15 protein-coding genes are annotated in these 15585 nt (G+C 68.4%); 7 read left to right on the forward strand and 8 right to left on the reverse strand.

The window, feature by feature from the left end; translation table 11 throughout:
• The first annotated feature begins 15 nt into the window (after positions 1–15).
• The gene (locus MKD50_RS26015) at positions 16–228 is read left to right on the forward strand and encodes a hypothetical protein (RefSeq protein ID WP_252669314.1); all 213 of its coding nucleotides are present in this window, start codon (positions 16–18) and stop codon (positions 226–228) included.
• Positions 229–243: 15 nt separating this feature from the next.
• Here MKD50_RS26015 and rfaE2 read toward each other — a convergent pair whose 3' ends face one another.
• The 7 genes from rfaE2 to MKD50_RS26050 all read right to left on the reverse strand — a co-directional run bounded on the left by rfaE2 (position 244) and on the right by MKD50_RS26050 (position 7396).
• Complete coding sequence (gene rfaE2, locus MKD50_RS26020; protein ID WP_115702997.1) at positions 244–738, reverse strand: D-glycero-beta-D-manno-heptose 1-phosphate adenylyltransferase; 495 nt, start codon at positions 736–738, stop codon at positions 244–246.
• A gap of 353 nt (positions 739–1091) precedes the next feature.
• Positions 1092–1955, reverse strand: coding sequence for a ferritin family protein (locus MKD50_RS26025; RefSeq protein ID WP_115702999.1), 864 nt, complete (start codon positions 1953–1955; stop codon positions 1092–1094).
• A 202-nt stretch (positions 1956–2157) separates the two neighbouring features.
• On the reverse strand, positions 2158–3447 hold the full coding sequence (locus MKD50_RS26030) for a patatin-like phospholipase family protein (protein ID WP_115703001.1): 1290 nt from the start codon (positions 3445–3447) through the stop codon (positions 2158–2160).
• Between the two features lie 38 nt (positions 3448–3485).
• The gene (locus MKD50_RS26035; protein ID WP_115703003.1) at positions 3486–4325 is read right to left on the reverse strand and encodes a PhaM family polyhydroxyalkanoate granule multifunctional regulatory protein; all 840 of its coding nucleotides are present in this window, start codon (positions 4323–4325) and stop codon (positions 3486–3488) included.
• 65 nt (positions 4326–4390) lie between these two features.
• A complete protein-coding gene (locus MKD50_RS26040) occupies positions 4391–5224 on the reverse strand; it encodes an enoyl-CoA hydratase/isomerase family protein (RefSeq protein ID WP_252669316.1) in 834 nt (277 codons plus the stop codon).
• A 117-nt stretch (positions 5225–5341) separates the two neighbouring features.
• On the reverse strand, positions 5342–6322 hold the full coding sequence (locus MKD50_RS26045; protein WP_252669318.1) for a fumarylacetoacetate hydrolase family protein: 981 nt from the start codon (positions 6320–6322) through the stop codon (positions 5342–5344).
• Between the two features lie 75 nt (positions 6323–6397).
• Positions 6398–7396, reverse strand: coding sequence for a Bug family tripartite tricarboxylate transporter substrate binding protein (locus tag MKD50_RS26050; protein WP_252669320.1), 999 nt, complete (start codon positions 7394–7396; stop codon positions 6398–6400).
• Positions 7397–7576: 180 nt separating this feature from the next.
• Here MKD50_RS26050 and MKD50_RS26055 point away from each other — a divergent pair, with 180 nt between their 5' ends.
• The 4 genes from MKD50_RS26055 to MKD50_RS26070 all read left to right on the forward strand — a co-directional run bounded on the left by MKD50_RS26055 (position 7577) and on the right by MKD50_RS26070 (position 10860).
• The gene (locus tag MKD50_RS26055) at positions 7577–8410 is read left to right on the forward strand and encodes an IclR family transcriptional regulator (protein WP_252669322.1); all 834 of its coding nucleotides are present in this window, start codon (positions 7577–7579) and stop codon (positions 8408–8410) included.
• 58 nt (positions 8411–8468) lie between these two features.
• On the forward strand, positions 8469–9479 hold the full coding sequence (locus MKD50_RS26060; RefSeq protein ID WP_252669324.1) for a DUF3108 domain-containing protein: 1011 nt from the start codon (positions 8469–8471) through the stop codon (positions 9477–9479).
• 53 nt (positions 9480–9532) lie between these two features.
• The gene (locus MKD50_RS26065) at positions 9533–10375 is read left to right on the forward strand and encodes an alpha/beta fold hydrolase (protein ID WP_115703013.1); all 843 of its coding nucleotides are present in this window, start codon (positions 9533–9535) and stop codon (positions 10373–10375) included.
• Positions 10376–10602: 227 nt separating this feature from the next.
• Complete coding sequence (locus MKD50_RS26070; RefSeq protein WP_012351433.1) at positions 10603–10860, forward strand: BTH_I0359 family protein; 258 nt, start codon at positions 10603–10605, stop codon at positions 10858–10860.
• Positions 10861–10964: 104 nt separating this feature from the next.
• Here MKD50_RS26070 and MKD50_RS26075 read toward each other — a convergent pair whose 3' ends face one another.
• Positions 10965–11357, reverse strand: coding sequence for a rhodanese-like domain-containing protein (locus MKD50_RS26075; RefSeq protein ID WP_018006652.1), 393 nt, complete (start codon positions 11355–11357; stop codon positions 10965–10967).
• Positions 11358–11556: 199 nt separating this feature from the next.
• Between MKD50_RS26075 and MKD50_RS26080 the strand changes: the two genes are divergently transcribed.
• Complete coding sequence (locus MKD50_RS26080; protein ID WP_115679112.1) at positions 11557–12618, forward strand: homocysteine S-methyltransferase family protein; 1062 nt, start codon at positions 11557–11559, stop codon at positions 12616–12618.
• 18 nt (positions 12619–12636) lie between these two features.
• Positions 12637–15384, forward strand: coding sequence for a methionine synthase (metH, locus tag MKD50_RS26085; protein ID WP_252669326.1), 2748 nt, complete (start codon positions 12637–12639; stop codon positions 15382–15384).
• Positions 15385–15585: the final 201 nt, after the last annotated feature.

Consider the following 15585-nt stretch of genomic DNA (forward strand, 5'->3'; position numbering starts at 1 on the left):
TCCATCCGATTCCCCATGACCACCCGCTCCCTGCGCATCGCATTGCTGTTGCTGCTGTTGGCCAACGCGGTGCTGCTGGCCGCGGTGCTGGGCGCGTTCGGCGCGCAGCCGCTGTCGGGCTGGTTCGAATCGCCGCGCGAGCCGCACCGGCTGGAGCAGCAAGTGCGGGGCGAGCGCATGCGCCTGCAACCGCCGCGGGCCACGCCGGCCTCGGCGCCGGGCGCGTAGCGCAGGCGCGGCGGCTCAGCCGGCCTGGCGCACCTTGGTCAGCAGCTTGGTGGTGGAGCGGTCGTGCAGGAAGGGGATGGCGTAGGCCTGGCCGCCCCAGCTGCGTACCAGCCGGGTTTCTTCCAGCGTATCGATATCGTAGTCGCCGCCCTTGACGTAGATGTCGGGGCGCACCAGCCGGATCAGCTCCACCGGGGTCTGTTCGCGGAACATGGCCACCAGGTCGACCGAGGCCAGCGCGGCCAGCAGCGCCATGCGGTCCGACTCATGGTTGAGCGGGCGGTCGTCGCCCTTGCCCAGCATCTTCACCGAGGCATCGCTGTTGACGCCGACCACCAGGCTCGCGCCCAGCGCGCGCGCCTGTGCCAGGTAGGTGGCATGGCCGCGGTGCAGGATGTCGAAGACGCCGTTGGTAAATACCAGCGGGCGCGGCAGCGCGGCGATGCGCGCGGCCAGCGCGGCAGTGTCGTCGGCGGGAGTCAGCTTGGATTCGAAAGCGGGTACGGACATGGATCGGGGCATGGGATAGGTGGAGGCCGGCCCGTGGCGGAGCCGGCGCGCTTGCCCGAATGGTACCTGTTCTTGCGCGCCGCCCTGGCTGGCGCCGTCGCGTGACGGCACCGGTCCACGGCACCGTGGTGATGTAGTAACCGGCTACTACCTGCGCGGCGGCTGGCGCGCTTATCATCCGCGCACCGTATTTCCGGGAACAGGAAAACGGCGTTGCGCCCTACCCGCCAGGGCCGGACCCGATCCGGCGCGCCGCCGCGGGCCGCATTTGTCGGGAATGCGCGAAGGCAAAAAAAGAAGGTAAAAAAATGCCCCGCTTCGGCGGGGCTTTTTTTGTGTCCGGGCCGGACCGCTCAGGCCTGCGCCGGGCGGGCCGCGCCGGCGCCTTGCAGGCTGGCGTTCAGCTCCTTGCGGTAGCGGTTCAGGTCCTGCACCGTTTCAAAGGTACGTTCGAACAGCAGCGACATGTTGTGCAGGATCCGTTCGATCACCTTCTTCTCCCAGCCTTCGTCGAAGCGGATCTGCTCGTCCAGCCAGTGCTCCAGCCAGTCCGGGTCCGGCAGGCGCGACTGCACCGTGTCGTTGGGGAACAGCGCCTTGTTGACGTGCAGGTTGGTCGGATGCAGCGGCTTCTCGGTGCGGCGCGCCGAGGCCATCAGCACGCCGATCTTGGCGAAGGCCGCGCGCGCGCTGTCGCCGAACTGCGCCAGGTACTTCTTCATGTAGCGCAGGTAGGCGCCGCCATGGCGGGCTTCGTCCTGCGACAGGGTGCGGTAGATATGCTTGATCACCGGTTCGGTGTGCCATTCGGCGGCACGGCGGTACCAGTGGTTCAAGCGGATCTCGCCGCAGAAATGCAGCATCAGCGTTTCCAGCGGCGGCGCCGGGTCGAACTCGAAGCGCACCGCGTGCAGTTCTTCCTCGGTCGGCACCAGGTCCGGGCGGAAGCGGCGCAGGTACTCCATCAGCACCAGCGAATGCTTCTGTTCCTCGAAGAACCAGATGCTCATGAACGCCGAAAAGTCAGAGTCGTGGCGGTTGTCGCGCAGGAACATCTCGGTGGCGGGCAGGGCGGACCATTCCGTGATCGCATTCATGCGAATGGTCTTGGCCTGGTCGTCCGTCAGCATGCTGGCGTCGAAGGACTCCCAGGGAATGTCCTTGTCCATGTGCCAGCGGACGGCTTCCAACGATTTGAACAGTTCGGGGTAGAGCATGGTAAGCCTTTGAAATTACGGGCAGATTCTACCAGATGCGAATTATTCTCTTCTCTCCTTTTTTAGTCCGGAGCGGGGCAAATATGCAACGCCCGACGGGGTTTGCCGGCGCCTTCTGCATTTTTCCGGGCGATCAACGCCGCGGCGGCGCGTCAAAGTGCCAGCGCGGGCGCCTCTGAGACCGTCATGTGACGGCGGCAACTCAGGGAGAGACTGCCTGCTCGGCCGCGTGGTCGTCCGTGCCGGGCGCGGCCGGCGCCGTGCCCGGCACGATGCCGTAGAGGAAGGCCGCCAGCTCGTCGGCCTGAGCTTCGGCGTCGCGCTCGCCCAGCGCGATCAGCGCCTGCGTAAAGGCCGGCTCGAACAGCAGGTAGCTGGCGAACGCGGCGCCGCGCGCCTCGGTGCCGCCCAGCGGCGCCAGCAGCGCGCGCACGGTGCGCGGCAACTGCTTCTGGTGCTCGGCGGCGATGGCCTCGATCGGCTCGCTGGGCGCCACCGTCATCACCTGCACCGGGCGCCAGCCCTCACGGTCGCCGGCCACCTCGGGCATGCGCGCCAGCAGCCGGTTGATGTGCAGCAGCCGCTCCAGGTCGGCGTTCAGGCCGTCCAGGAAGATGCTGGCCAGCGCCTGGCCGCCCACCTGCGCCAGCGACGGATAGCCACCGCCCGGCATGGTGTCGAACCAGCCCGAGCGCTGGCGCGAGGCCGCGCCGATCGCCAGGATGCGCGACGCGCCCAGGTGGATCGCCGGCGACAGCGGCGACATCTGGCGCATGGTGCCGTCGCCGAACCACTCGTGGTGCCCATCGAGTTCCAGCGGCATGGCCGGGAACAGGAACGGGATCGACGACGAGGCCAGCAGGTGGTCCACCGTGATCTGCGCCGGCACCGCGATGCGCTGGCTGCGGTGCCACGGATGGATGCGGTGGTGCGACTGGTAGAAGGTCACGTGGCGCCCGGTGCTGTACGACAGCGCCGTGACCGCGAACGCCTGCAGCGCGCCGCTGTCCAGGCTGGCCTGCACCCGCGCGGGCTCGAACAGCTCGCCCAGCATGCTGCCTAGCGGGGTGTTGTCGAACAGCGCGCGCGGCGCGCGCCGCTGCGTGGCCCAGCCCAGCGCCAGCGCCGACAGCCAGCGCGCGCCCGACACCCCCACGCGCAGCACGTCGGTGCGGTAGACCTCGTCGGCATGGATGCTGTGCCAGAGTGCCCCCAGGCTCTGCGTGGCGGCCTCGAAATCGCCGGCATGGATGGCCAGCCCCGCGCCGTTGATGGCCCCGGCCGAGGTGCCGGCGAGGATGCCGAACGGCAGCGCGGCCCGCGCCTTGCCATGGCGCGCGGCGATGCCGGCCACGCCGTTGAGCACGCCGGCCTGGTAGGCGGCGCGCGCGCCGCCGCCCATCAGGATCAGGGCGGTGGCGGCGGGGTTCGGCGTGGAAGCGGGCGCGAAGGCGGGCGCTGCAGGGGGCAGCGGCAGCGAATCTCGGTGCATGAGCGGTTGCGGGAAGGGGGCGTCAGGCAGCGGCGGGATCAGTTGGTGACGCTGCCGCCGGCGCCGTTGCTGCTGCCATTGCTGCCATTGCCGCCATTGCCTGCGGTGCCGCCCTTGCCGGCTTCCCGGGCCGGCCTGGCCGTGGCCGACTTTTTGGCAGCCGCTTTCTTCGCCGGCGCCTTTTTCGCCGGCGCCTTCTTCGCGGCAGGGCTGGCGGTACCGGACGAGGGTGTCTTGCCGGCTGCCGCGGTCGCCGGTTTCTCGGCGCTGGATGGCTTGGTGTCGGCTGGCGTGGCGGCGCCTGTCGCGCCAAAGGCGCCCATGCCGAACGGCACCATGCTGGCCGCCGCGGCGCTGCTGGCAATCTGGTTGAACTGCTGTTGCAGCATGTCCCACCACAGCGCAGCGTTGGGCGCCTGGGCCGCATCGGCGTCGCTGGCGCCGGCCTGCGCCGGCTCGGCGGCCGGTGGCTCGGCCTGCGCGCCGCTGCCGGTGTCTGGGCCGGTATTGGCGCCAGTATCCGCGCCGGTGCGCTGCGGCGCCTCGGCGCTGGGCGCGTTGGCCGCGCGTGCGACGTTTTCCATCGCCGATTGCATCGCCTCGGGCGACAGCGCGTTGCCGAAGGTCTGCAGCGCCACCAGCGTGGCGCGCTGCACTTCCAGTCCCTGGATGGTGGTGCGCAGCAGGTTGGTATTGAGCTGCAGCCAGCTTTCCACCGCCTTCAGGTCGGCAATGCGCTTGTCGAGGTCTTCCAGGTCCATCGGCGGCGTCATCGCCTGCAGGCCGGGCATCAGGCCGGCGGGCATGCCGGCGCCGCCACCCCATAGCCGGCGCATGAAGTCGAAGCCGTTGGTGAAATCGGGAATCTGTCCGAACATGGTCGCGCGCTCCGTGTGCGGCGCAGCCCGGTGCCCGGACCTCCGGGGGCGCGGCTGCGTCGTCGTTACCTGAACTGAGGCGGCCGCTTTTCGCGCAGGCTCGCCATGCCTTCGTGCACGTCGGGGCCGGCAAAGCCCATGAATTCGAGCGCCAGCGAGGTATCGAAAGCGGGGCCGGCCATGCGCAGCCAGTTGTTGAGGGCGTACTTGGTCCAGCGGATCGCGCTCTGCGACCCCGCCGCCAGCCGGTTGGCCACCTCGAAGGCGCGCGCCACCAGTTCGTCCTCATCCACCGCCAGCGAGACCAGGCCGATCCGCTCGGCCTCTTCGCCGCTGACCGACTCGCACAGCATCAGATAGTACTTGGCCTTGGCCATTCCGCACAGCAGCGGCCACACGATCGCGGCATGATCGCCCGCGGCCACGCCCAGCCGGGTATGGCCGTCGACGATGCGCGCGGTCTTCGCCGCGATCGAGATATCGGCCAGCAGGCCCGCCACCAGCCCGGCGCCGACGGCCGGGCCGTGCATCGCCGAGACCACCGGCTTGTCGCAGTTGATGACGTTGTAGACCAGGTCGCGCGCCTCGTGCCAGACCCGGGTGCGGGTGTCGAAGTCGTTGGCCATGTCCTCGACCAGCGCCAGGTCGCCGCCGGCGGAGAAGCCCTTGCCCTCGCCGCGGATCAGCGCCACGCGCACCTCGGGGTCGGCGGAGACGTCGCGCCAGATCTCGGCCAGCTCGCGGTGCATGTTGGCGTCGGCGGTGGCCAGCTTCTGGTTGGCCGACTGGGCCGCGCCCATGACGATTTCCAGGATCGGGCCGTGGCGGCGCAGGGTCAGCGCGCGATAGCGCGCGTAGCGCGGGGACAGGGCGGCGTTGTCAGCGGAGGGAGTGGTCATGGGGGCCTTTGAGGTGGACGCCAGCGCGGGCGCGGGAAGCAGGTTAATTTACCAACCGATCGGTCGGTTAATTATATGCAAATCCGGCGCGCGGTTGCGCCCCCGGCCCGGCGGTCCTCAGGCAGCCGCCACCAGCTGGTCGATCGCGCCGAACACCGAATGACCCTGCGCGTCGAACATCTCGATCTTGACCGCGTCGCCGAACTTCATGAATTCGGTCACCGGCTTGCCTGCGTCGATGGTCTCGAGCATGCGCTTCTCGGCGATGCAGCAGTAGCCCTTGTTGCGGTCGACGTTGGAGATCGTGCCCGAGCCGACGATGCTGCCGGCGCGCACGTTGCGGGTCTTGCAGATATGCGCGATCAGCTGGCCGAAGTCGAACACCATGTCGGTGCCGCAGTCGGGCTGGCCCACCTTCTTGCTGTTCCAGTGCACGGTCATCGGCAGGTGCACCTTGCGCTCGCGCCAGGCTTCGCCCAGTTCGTCGGGGGTCACCGCCACCGGCGCGAACGCCGTCGCCGGCTTGCTCTGGAAGAAGCCGAAGCCCTTGCCCAGTTCGGCCGGGATCAGGTTGCGCAGCGAGACATCGTTGGCCAGCAGCACCAGCCGGATGGCCTCGCCGGCCTGCTCCGGGGTGGCGCCCATCCTGACGTCGCCGGTGATCACCGCCACCTCGGCCTCGAAGTCGATGCCGAAGGCCTCGCTGGCGCAGACGATGTCGTCATGCGGACCGAGGAAATCGTCGGAGCCGCCCTGGTACATCAGCGGGTCGGTCCAGAACTCGGGCGGCATCTCGGCACCGCGTGCCTTGCGCACCAGCTCCACATGGTTGACGTAGGCCGAGCCGTCGGCCCACTGGTAGGCGCGCGGCAGCGGCGCCATGCAGTCTTTCGGCGCGAACGGGAACGGATGGCGCGCGCGGCCGCCGTTGAGCGCGTCGTACAGGTCCTGCAGCTGCGGTGCGTAGAACTGCCAGTCGTCGAGCACGGTCTGCAGCTTGCCGGCGATGTCGGTGGCGAAGTGCGCGGTCTTCAGGTCGCGCGACACGACCACCAGCTGGCCGTCGCGCGAACCGTCCTTCAGGGTTGCGAGTTTCATGGGATGCGGTAGGGATCCGGGGGCGCCTGCCGGGCAGGCGCAATGGGCGCTAGTCTAACGCGGCGCACGCGCCGCTCAGTCGACCGTGATGCCCTTGGCTTTGATCAGCTTGCCCCAGCGCTCGGCCTCGGCACGCGCGTAGCTGGCGAATTCCTCGGGCGTGCTCGAGACCGCTTCGACGCCCACGCCTTCCAGCTTCTTCTGCACCTCGGGCGTCTTCAGCGCCTTGACCAGTTCGGCGTTCAGCCGCGTGACCACGGCCTTGGGCGTACCGGCCGGCGCCACCATGCCTTGCCAGGCGTAGGCCTCGAAGCCGGCCACGCCGCCTTCGGCGACGGTCGGCACACTCGGCAGCACGGTGAGGCGCTTGGGCGTGGCCACGCCCAGCGCGCGCAGCTTGCCGGCCTGCACGTTCTGCTGGCCCGAGGCCAGGTCCAGGAACATCAGGTCAACCTGGCCCGCGAGCAGGTCCTGCACCGCGGGCGCTGCGCCCTTGTAGGGCACGTGCGTCATCTTGACCCGGGTCTGGTCCATGAACAGTTCCATCGCCAGATGGTGCGGGCTGCCCGCGCCCGGCGAGGCAAAGTTGACCTTGCCCGGATGCTTCTGCGCATAGTCGATTGCTTCCCTGAGCGTGCGCGCGGGGAAGTTCGGGGTGGCCACCAGCACCAGCGGGAAGCGCGCCAGCTGGCCGATATGGACGAAGTCCTTGTCGGCGTTGTACGGCAGCTTCTTGTACAGCGACGGATTGGCGGCCAGCGTGGCGGTATCGGCGGTCAGCACGGTGTAGCCGTCGGGCTTGGCATGCGCCACGGCATCGGCGCCGACGATGGTGGCGGCGCCTGGCCGGTTGTCGACCACTACCTGCTTGCCCAGTGCCGGCGTGATCGCCTGGGCCACCGTGCGCGCTACCACATCGGTGCCGCCGCCGGCGGGGTAGGGCACCACCCAGCGGATCGGCTGCGACGGCCAGTTGTCTGCGCGCGCGGGCGCGCTGGCGGCGCACAGCAGGGCAAGCAGGGGAGCGGCGGCAAGGACGGCGAGAGCGGGGCGGAAGTAGCCAGGGGGGCGCATCGGTGGTCTCCATGGTAAAACGGGGCCCGGTGTGGCGAGCCGCACGTGCGCCCGCCGGCCAGGTCTGTAGCGAAGAAAGTCTACCGATCGCTTAAAAATTGGTAAATCGATTTCGCTATAGTAAATTCACCTAGGATTTTTCCCTCTCTCAAGCCACCAAGCACACGCCCTGCCACCCGCATGTCAGAGATCGAAGAAGAAGACGCCAAGCTGCGTTCCGGCATCCAGTCCATCGAGGTGGGCTTCAGGCTGCTGCAGGCGCTCGCGGCATCGCCGCGCGCGATGATGCTGCGGGACCTGGCTGCCGCCGCCGACATGAACCCGGCCAAGGCCCACCGCTACCTGGTCAGCTTCATGCGGCTGGGGGTTGTGGCGCAGGATCCCGTGAGCGGGCGCTATGACCTGGGGCCGTTCGCGCTGCAACTGGGGCTGGCCGGGCTGAACCGCCTCGACCCGGTCAAGAAGGCGCGCCCGATCCTGTCGCAGCTGCGCGACGAGCTGGACCTGACCGCCGGCATCGCCGTGTGGGGCAACCACGGTCCCACGGTGGTGCACTGGGAGGAGTCCAGCCACCCCGTGACCGTCAGCCTGCGCCTGGGCGACGTGATGCCGATGCTTAACTCCGCCACCGGCCGGCTCTACGGCGCCTACCTGCCGCGCAAGCAGACCCTGCCGCTGATCGAGCGCGAACTGGGCGCGCGCGGCCATGACGGCGTGCCCGACATGCCGCGCACGATGGCCGACTACGAGGCGATCTGCGCCGAGGTGCGCGCGCACGGTGCCGCGCGCACGCTCGGCGGCGTGCTGCCGGGCATCAACGCGTTCTCGATGCCGGTGTTCGACGCCAACGGCCATCTCGCCATGGGGCTGATCGTGCTGGGCGCGCAAAGCATATTCGATGCAGAATGGGGCGGTACGATGGATCGCCGCGTACGCGCCATCGCCCAACAGCTCTCATCGGAACTCGGCTACCTTGGTGCCGCCGCCCCGGCCGGACAAACCGGCCCCGCCTGATACCCATGCCCGTCCAGGCGCGGATCCCCGCGTCTGGCGCCGGCGCCGCTGGATTTTTGTGATTGCGCTGGTGCTGCTGGTCCACCTGCTGGCGGTGGTGGGGCTGGTGCGCATGCCGGGGCCGCTGATCCCGGTCGATGTCAGCGATACCCCCACGCTGGAAGCCGTGCTGCTGCCGCCGCCGGCGCCGCCAGCCCCACCCAAGCCGCGCCCGATCGCGCGCGCGCCGCGCCCGCAGCCCAAGCCCGCGGCACCGCGGCCTGAACCGGAAGTGCCCGCCCCCGCGCCCGAGCCGGCGCCACCGCTTGCCACCAGCCCGCAGGGCGCTACCGAGATGGCCGCCGGCAGCGGCGGCGAAGGCAGCGCGGCCGCGCCCGCAGCCGCCGCCGCGCCGGCCCCGTCTGGCGGCCCGCAGGGCGGGGTCAACGGCGTGCGCTACAGCGCGCCCCCGTCCGCGACCATGCATTACGCCAGCTTCGTCAATGGCGTGCAGAACCCGGATGGCCTGATCCGCTGGGAGCAGGACGGCAGCCGCTACCGGCTCGCGGTCGAGACCCGCGTGCTGTGGTTCCGCTTTGCCTTCCAGAGCAGCGGCGCGGTGACCGAGCAGGGGCTGTTGCCGGAACGCTACGAAGAGCGCCGCCGCAACAAGGTCGAGGCCTCGCGCATCGACACCGCGGCCGGCACCGTGGCCTTTGCCTCGGGCGCGCAGGCGCCGTTTCCACCCGGCGCCCAGGACCGCTTCAGCGTCTTCCTGCAACTGGTGGGCCTGGTGCGCGGCAATCCCCAGCGCTACCTCACGCCCGGTGTGACGGAAGCGTTCCAGGTGGCCGACACCCGGGATGTCGAACCGATGCAAGTGCAGTATGTTGGAGAGGTCGAGGTCGACACCGGCCAGGGCGTGGTGCGCGCCAAGCACTTTGTGCGGCTGCCGCGCCGCGCCAACGACCGGCGCCGCGTCGAGGTCTGGCTGGCGCAGTCGCTCGGCTGGATGCCGGTGCGGTTGCGCCAGACCGAGCCCGACGGCACCCAGATCGACCTGGTGTACCGCGGCAAGGAAGGACCGTAGCGCTGCAGGTTTGCGCATTTCCAACGCATGCTTGACCGAAAGGAGTCCCAGCCATGACCGTTGCCACGCCGCCCACTGAAACCCGCCGCATCCACGCCGACGGCGCCGACCTGCACGTGCGCCTGGACGGCGCCGACGGGCCCTGGGTGATCCTGACCCATGCCCTGGCGGCCGACCATACCCTGTGGGACCTCACCGCCAGGCACCTGGCCGGCCGCTACCGTGTGGTGCGCCCGGACCTGCGCGGCCATGGCGCCAGCGATGCCCCGCTCGGCCCCTACACCATGACGCGACTGGCCGACGACGTGGTCGCGGTGATGGACGCGCTGCAGATTCCGCAGGCGCACTTCTGCGGCATCTCGGTCGGCGGGATGATCGGGCAGAGCATGGGGCTGCGCCATCCGGAACGGCTGCTGTCGCTGACGCTGGTGGCGACCAACAGCCAGACGCCGATGGAAGCCCACCCGATGTGGCACAACCGCATCGGCCAGGCCGAGGCCCACGGCATGGCGGGGCTGGCCGATGCCACCCTCGGGCGCTGGCTGACGCCGGCGTTCCATGCGTCACATCAGGACGAGGTGTTGCGTATCCGCGACATGTTGGTGGCGACTCCGGTACGTGGATACGTGGGTGTGGCCGAGGCCATCATGGCTTTCGACCTGGCGGGCGCGCTTTCCCGCATTCATTGTCCTACGCTGGTAGTAGCGGGCGAGCAGGACCAGGGCGCTACCGTGGCGATGGCACAAAGCATTGCTGCGGCGATCGCCGGGTCACGGCTCGAAGTGGTGCCGCAAGCGGCGCACCTGGTGCACGTGGAGCAGCCGGAACGCTTCCACGCCGCGCTGGACGCCTTCCTGGGGAGCGCCGCATGCGGGGGCCAGTGCGACGTTCCGTGACAAGCAACACACTGATGTTCCAGGCTCAAGAAACTTGTTGCATTGGCCGATGCCCAATTCATGTAAGGCAGAGAATCGTGGCAACGTGGTGACAGGCACGCGATAACTTGATTTCCCGCCGGTCACCCCAAGTTTGGAGGTAAAGCCGCGGCGCCCCCCTCATGGCAACAACTGAGGCAAGAACCACAAGGGCGAGCCGCCCATCCATGACGCCCAGGAGGTGTGCCATGCAAATGATCTACAACAGCGACAACTACTGCATCGTCGAATTCGGTGCGGATGTCGAGCAAGCGCCGCTTGAATTCGGGGGCTACGAAATCGTCGACAAGAACCTGAAGCGTGAGATTTTCCTCGGCGGCCAGCTCGCCGAGAGTTTCCGCGCCGACGTCAAGCGGCTGATCGAAAGTGAGCCGTCGGTGGAGGAGGTCGACGACTTCCTCGGCAAGTTCGACAACGTCATGACGCACCCGCTGGTGATGCACTGAGCGGCCCCGCCGGGCTGGCGCCCCGAGCCGACGCCCGCCCGGTTCGCGACGAGAACAAGCCCGCTCCGGCGGGCTTTTGCTTTCGTGCCGCGCAGTGCAATGGCTCAGTACTGCTCCCACGGCAGCCCGTCGTGGCGCCACCCGTTGAGCGTATTGCGGTGGCGCTCCGCGTCGAGGTCGCCCTCGAAGCCGTGCAGCACAAAGCGGACGTTGGAAAAACCCGCGCCCTCGAGCGCGCGGGCCGCGGCGGACGAGCGATTACCGCTGCGGCAGATCAGCAGCACCGGCCGCGCCGAGGCCTGCCCGGCGAGCTTCTTCACCATCTGCACGAAATGCGGGTTGACCTCCCAGTCCGGGCCGTCGTTCCAGGGCACGTTGTGCGCGCCCTTGGGATGGCCGACGAACAGGTATTCCATTTCGCTGCGGCAGTCGATGAAGAGCGTCTCGGGCGATTGCGCCAGCAAGGCGTGGGCATCGGTCGGGGACAGGTGTTGCATGGTCGGAAGAGGCGCGGCGCGAGTCGCCGGACGGTGATGTTTACGTCTCTCAGTGTAGGCGCCGGAGCGTCCGGCAGGCAACCGACGGCGCCCGCAAGGCCTTGATACACCTGATAAAATCGCACCTCTTTGGCCGCCATCGGCCACCGCGGCCTACCGTCGAAGCTCCGCCGGACCCGCCTTTCCAGAGTTCCCCGCCATGAGTGCCCCTGAATCCCGCGCGGCCGCACCGCGCCCCTACACCCGGGCTGCCGAGCTGCCCCGGCTGCTGCAAGAACGCATCCTGATCCTGGATGGCGCCATGGGCACCATGATCCAGCGCTACAAGCTGAGCGAGGCCGACTACCGCGGCGAGCGCTTCGCCGAACACAAGGTCGACGTCAAGGGCAACAACGAACTGCTGCTGCTGACGCGCCCGCAGGTCATCAGCGAGATTCACGAGCAATACCTCGCCGCCGGCGCCGACCTGATCGAGACCAATACCTTCGGCGCCACGCGCGTGGCGCAGGAAGACTACAAGATGGCCGAGCTGGCGTACGAGATGAACGTCGAGGCCGCGCGCCTGGCGCGCGCCGCCTGCGACAAGTACAGCACGCCCGACAAGCCGCGCTTCGTCGCCGGCGCCTTCGGCCCCACGCCCAAGACCGCCAGCATTTCGCCCGACGTGAACGACCCCGGCGCGCGCAACGTCACCTTCGAGGAATTGCGCGAGTCGTACTACGAACAAGGCAAGGCACTGCTCGAAGGCGGCGCCGACGTGTTCCTGGTCGAGACCATCTTCGACACCCTCAACGCCAAGGCCGCGCTGTTCGCCATCGACCAGCTGTTCGAGGACACCGGCGAACGCGTGCCGGTGATGATCTCGGGCACCGTGACCGATGCCTCGGGCCGGATCCTGTCGGGCCAGACCGTCGAGGCGTTCTGGAACAGCCTGCGCCACGCGCGGCCGGTCACCTTCGGCCTGAACTGCGCGCTCGGCGCGACGCTGATGCGTCCGTATATCGCCGAGCTGGCCAAGATCTGCGATGCCGCGGTGTCTTGCTATCCGAACGCGGGTTTGCCGAATCCGATGAGCGACACGGGTTTCGACGAAACCCCCGAGGTCACGTCGTCGCTGGTGGAAGAGTTCGCCGCCTCCGGGCTGGTGAACCTGGTGGGCGGCTGCTGCGGCACCACGCCCGAGCATATCGCCGCCATCGCCCAGCGCGTGGCCGACAAGAAACCCCGCAGCTGGCCCGGCCAGTATCGCGACGCCGCCTGAGCCCGAGAGCCCGACAACATGAGCGACAACCAACTGCCCCCGCGCCCGATGCGCCTGTCCGGCCTCGAGCCCTTCACCATCGACGACGACACGCTGTTCGTCAATGTCGGCGAGCGCACCAACGTGACCGGCTCCAAGGCCTTCGCGCGCATGATCCTGAACGGCCAGTTCGACGAGGCGCTGGCGGTGGCCCGCCAGCAGGTCGAGAACGGCGCGCAGATCATCGACATCAACATGGACGAGGCCATGCTGGACTCGAAGGCCGCGATGGTTCGCTTCCTGAACCTGATCGCGTCCGAGCCCGACATCGCGCGCGTGCCGATCATGCTGGATTCGTCCAAGTGGGAGGTGATCGAGGCCGGCCTGCAGTGCGTGCAGGGCAAGCCGGTGGTGAACTCGATCTCGCTGAAAGAGGGCGAGGAGCAGTTCCGCCACCATGCCGAACTGATCCGCCGCTACGGTGCGGCCAGCGTGGTGATGGCCTTCGACGAGAAAGGCCAGGCCGACACGTTCGAGCGCAAGACCGAGATCTGCAAGCGCAGCTACGACATCCTGGTCAACGAGGTCGGCTTCCCGCCGGAAGACATCATCTTCGACCCCAATATCTTCGCGGTCGCGACCGGCATCGAGGAACACAACAACTACGCGGTGGACTTCATCGAAGCCACGCGCTGGATCAAACAGAACCTGCCGTACGCCAAGGTCAGCGGCGGCGTCTCCAACGTGTCGTTCTCGTTCCGCGGCAACGACGTGGTGCGCGAGGCGATCCACACCGTGTTCCTGTACCACGCGATCGGCGCGGGCATGGACATGGGCATCGTCAACGCCGGCCAGCTCGGCGTGTATGACCAGCTCGATCCCGAATTGCGCGAGCGCGTGGAAGACGTGGTGCTGAACCGCCGCGAGGATTCCACCGACCGTTTGCTGGAGATTGCAGACCGCTACAAGGGCGGCGGCGCCAAGAAGGAGGAAAACCTGGCCTGGCGCGGCACGCCGGAGCAGCCGGTGCCGGTGGGCGAACGCCTGGCGCATGCGCTGGTGCATGGCATTACCACCTTCATCGTCGAAGACACCGAGGAAGTCCGGCAGCAGGTCGCCGCGCGCGGCGGCCGGCCGATCGAGGTGATCGAAGGCCCGCTGATGGACGGCATGAACATCGTCGGCGACCTGTTCGGCGCCGGCAAGATGTTCCTGCCACAGGTGGTCAAGAGCGCGCGCGTGATGAAGCAGGCGGTGGCGCACCTGCTGCCCTTCATCGAGGAAGAAAAGCGCCTGCTGGCCGAGGCCGGCGGCGACGTGCGCGCGCGCGGCAAGATCGTGATCGCCACGGTCAAGGGCGACGTGCACGATATCGGCAAGAACATCGTCTCGGTGGTGCTCCAGTGCAATAACTTCGAAGTGGTCAACATGGGCGTGATGGTGCCGTGCAACGAGATCCTGGCCAAGGCCAAGGTCGAGGGCGCGGACATTGTCGGACTGTCCGGGCTGATCACGCCGTCGCTGGAAGAGATGGCCTACGTCGCGTCGGAGATGCAGCGTGACGACTACTTCCGCGTGAAGAAGATCCCGCTGCTGATCGGCGGCGCCACCACTTCGCGCGTGCATACCGCGGTCAAGATCGCGCCCAACTACGAAGGCCCGGTGGTGTACGTGCCGGACGCCTCGCGCTCGGTCAGTGTGGCGTCGAGCCTGCTGTCCGATGAGGGGGCAGCCAGGTACCTGGACGAGCTGAAGAGCGACTACGAGCGCATCCGCACCCAGCACGCCAACAAGAAGGCCACGCCGATGGTGACGCTGGCGCAGGCGCGCGCCAACAAGACGCCGATCGACTGGAGCCGCTACGTGCCGCCGAAGCCAAAGTTCATCGGCCGCCGCGTGTTCCGCAACTACGATCTGGCCGAGCTGGCCAACTACATCGACTGGGGCCCGTTCTTCCAGACCTGGGACCTGGCCGGCAAATTCCCCGACATCCTCAACGACGAGATCGTCGGCGAGTCGGCGCGCAAGGTGTTCTCGGACGGCAAGGCCATGCTGTCGCGGCTGATCCAGGGCCGCTGGCTCACCGCCAACGGCGTGATCGCGCTGCTGCCGGCCAACACCGTCAACGACGACGATATCGAGATCTATACCGACGAGACCCGCACCAAGGTCGCGCTGACCTGGCACAACCTGCGCCAGCAGAGCGAGCGCCCGGTGGTGGACGGCGTGCGCCGGCCCAACCGCTGCCTGGCCGACTTCGTTGCACCGAAGGACAGCGGCATCGCCGACTATGTCGGCGTGTTCGCGGTGACCGCGGGCCTGGGCGTCGACAAGAAGGAAGCCCAGTTCGAGGCCGACCACGACGACTACAGCGCGATCATGCTCAAGGCGCTGGCCGACCGCCTGGCCGAGGGCTTCGCCGAATGCCTGCACGAGCGCGTGCGCAAGGACCTGTGGGGCTATGACGCCGCCGAGGCGCTGAGCAACGACGAGCTGATCGCCGAGAAGTACCGCGGCATCCGTCCCGCGCCCGGGTATCCGGCCTGCCCGGAACACACCGTCAAGGGCCCGATGTTCGAATTCCTCGACGCGGCCGAGATCGGCATGGGCATCACCGAATCGCTGGCGATGACGCCGGCGGCTTCGGTCAGCGGCTTCTACCTGGCGCATCCCGAGTCGACCTACTTCACCATCGGCAAGATCGGCCAGGACCAGCTCGACGACATGGTCGCGCGCCGCCAGGAGGACCGCGCCGCGCTGGCGCGCGCGCTGGCGCCCAACCTGTAACCGGGTGCGACGCCCGGGCGGCAGCGGCGGCGCCGGCGCCCTGCCGCCAGCCCGTTGATGCAGCAGGAAAAGCGTCGCAGGCGTTGCGCCCGGCGCCGCCAGGGCGGTGTGCGGGCCGCCTCACAACTCCTTACAGTGCCTTTCAACTGCTCACAGACCGGCGCAGTCCGGCTCCCTAGACTGAGGGCTCGATACACGCAA

It is taken from the genome of Cupriavidus mimosae, assembly GCF_023952485.1.
GTDB classification, from domain to species: Bacteria; Pseudomonadota; Gammaproteobacteria; order Burkholderiales; family Burkholderiaceae; genus Cupriavidus; species Cupriavidus taiwanensis_C.

What these genes read in the sequence shown, in the direction of transcription:
- MKD50_RS26015 (WP_252669314.1), top strand. Translation starts at nt 16, where the DNA reads ATGACCACCCGCTCCCTGCGCATCGCATTGCTGTTGCTGCTGTTGGCC.
- rfaE2 (WP_115702997.1), bottom strand. Translation starts at nt 738, where the DNA reads ATGTCCGTACCCGCTTTCGAATCCAAGCTGACTCCCGCCGACGACACT.
- MKD50_RS26025 (WP_115702999.1), bottom strand. Translation starts at nt 1,955, where the DNA reads ATGCTCTACCCCGAACTGTTCAAATCGTTGGAAGCCGTCCGCTGGCAC.
- MKD50_RS26030 (WP_115703001.1), bottom strand. Translation starts at nt 3,447, where the DNA reads ATGCACCGAGATTCGCTGCCGCTGCCCCCTGCAGCGCCCGCCTTCGCG.
- MKD50_RS26035 (WP_115703003.1), bottom strand. Translation starts at nt 4,325, where the DNA reads ATGTTCGGACAGATTCCCGATTTCACCAACGGCTTCGACTTCATGCGC.
- MKD50_RS26040 (WP_252669316.1), bottom strand. Translation starts at nt 5,224, where the DNA reads ATGACCACTCCCTCCGCTGACAACGCCGCCCTGTCCCCGCGCTACGCG.
- MKD50_RS26045 (WP_252669318.1), bottom strand. Translation starts at nt 6,322, where the DNA reads ATGAAACTCGCAACCCTGAAGGACGGTTCGCGCGACGGCCAGCTGGTG.
- MKD50_RS26050 (WP_252669320.1), bottom strand. Translation starts at nt 7,396, where the DNA reads ATGCGCCCCCCTGGCTACTTCCGCCCCGCTCTCGCCGTCCTTGCCGCC.
- MKD50_RS26055 (WP_252669322.1), top strand. Translation starts at nt 7,577, where the DNA reads ATGTCAGAGATCGAAGAAGAAGACGCCAAGCTGCGTTCCGGCATCCAG.
- MKD50_RS26065 (WP_115703013.1), top strand. Translation starts at nt 9,533, where the DNA reads ATGACCGTTGCCACGCCGCCCACTGAAACCCGCCGCATCCACGCCGAC.
- MKD50_RS26070 (WP_012351433.1), top strand. Translation starts at nt 10,603, where the DNA reads ATGCAAATGATCTACAACAGCGACAACTACTGCATCGTCGAATTCGGT.
- MKD50_RS26075 (WP_018006652.1), bottom strand. Translation starts at nt 11,357, where the DNA reads ATGCAACACCTGTCCCCGACCGATGCCCACGCCTTGCTGGCGCAATCG.
- MKD50_RS26080 (WP_115679112.1), top strand. Translation starts at nt 11,557, where the DNA reads ATGAGTGCCCCTGAATCCCGCGCGGCCGCACCGCGCCCCTACACCCGG.
- metH (WP_252669326.1), top strand. Translation starts at nt 12,637, where the DNA reads ATGAGCGACAACCAACTGCCCCCGCGCCCGATGCGCCTGTCCGGCCTC.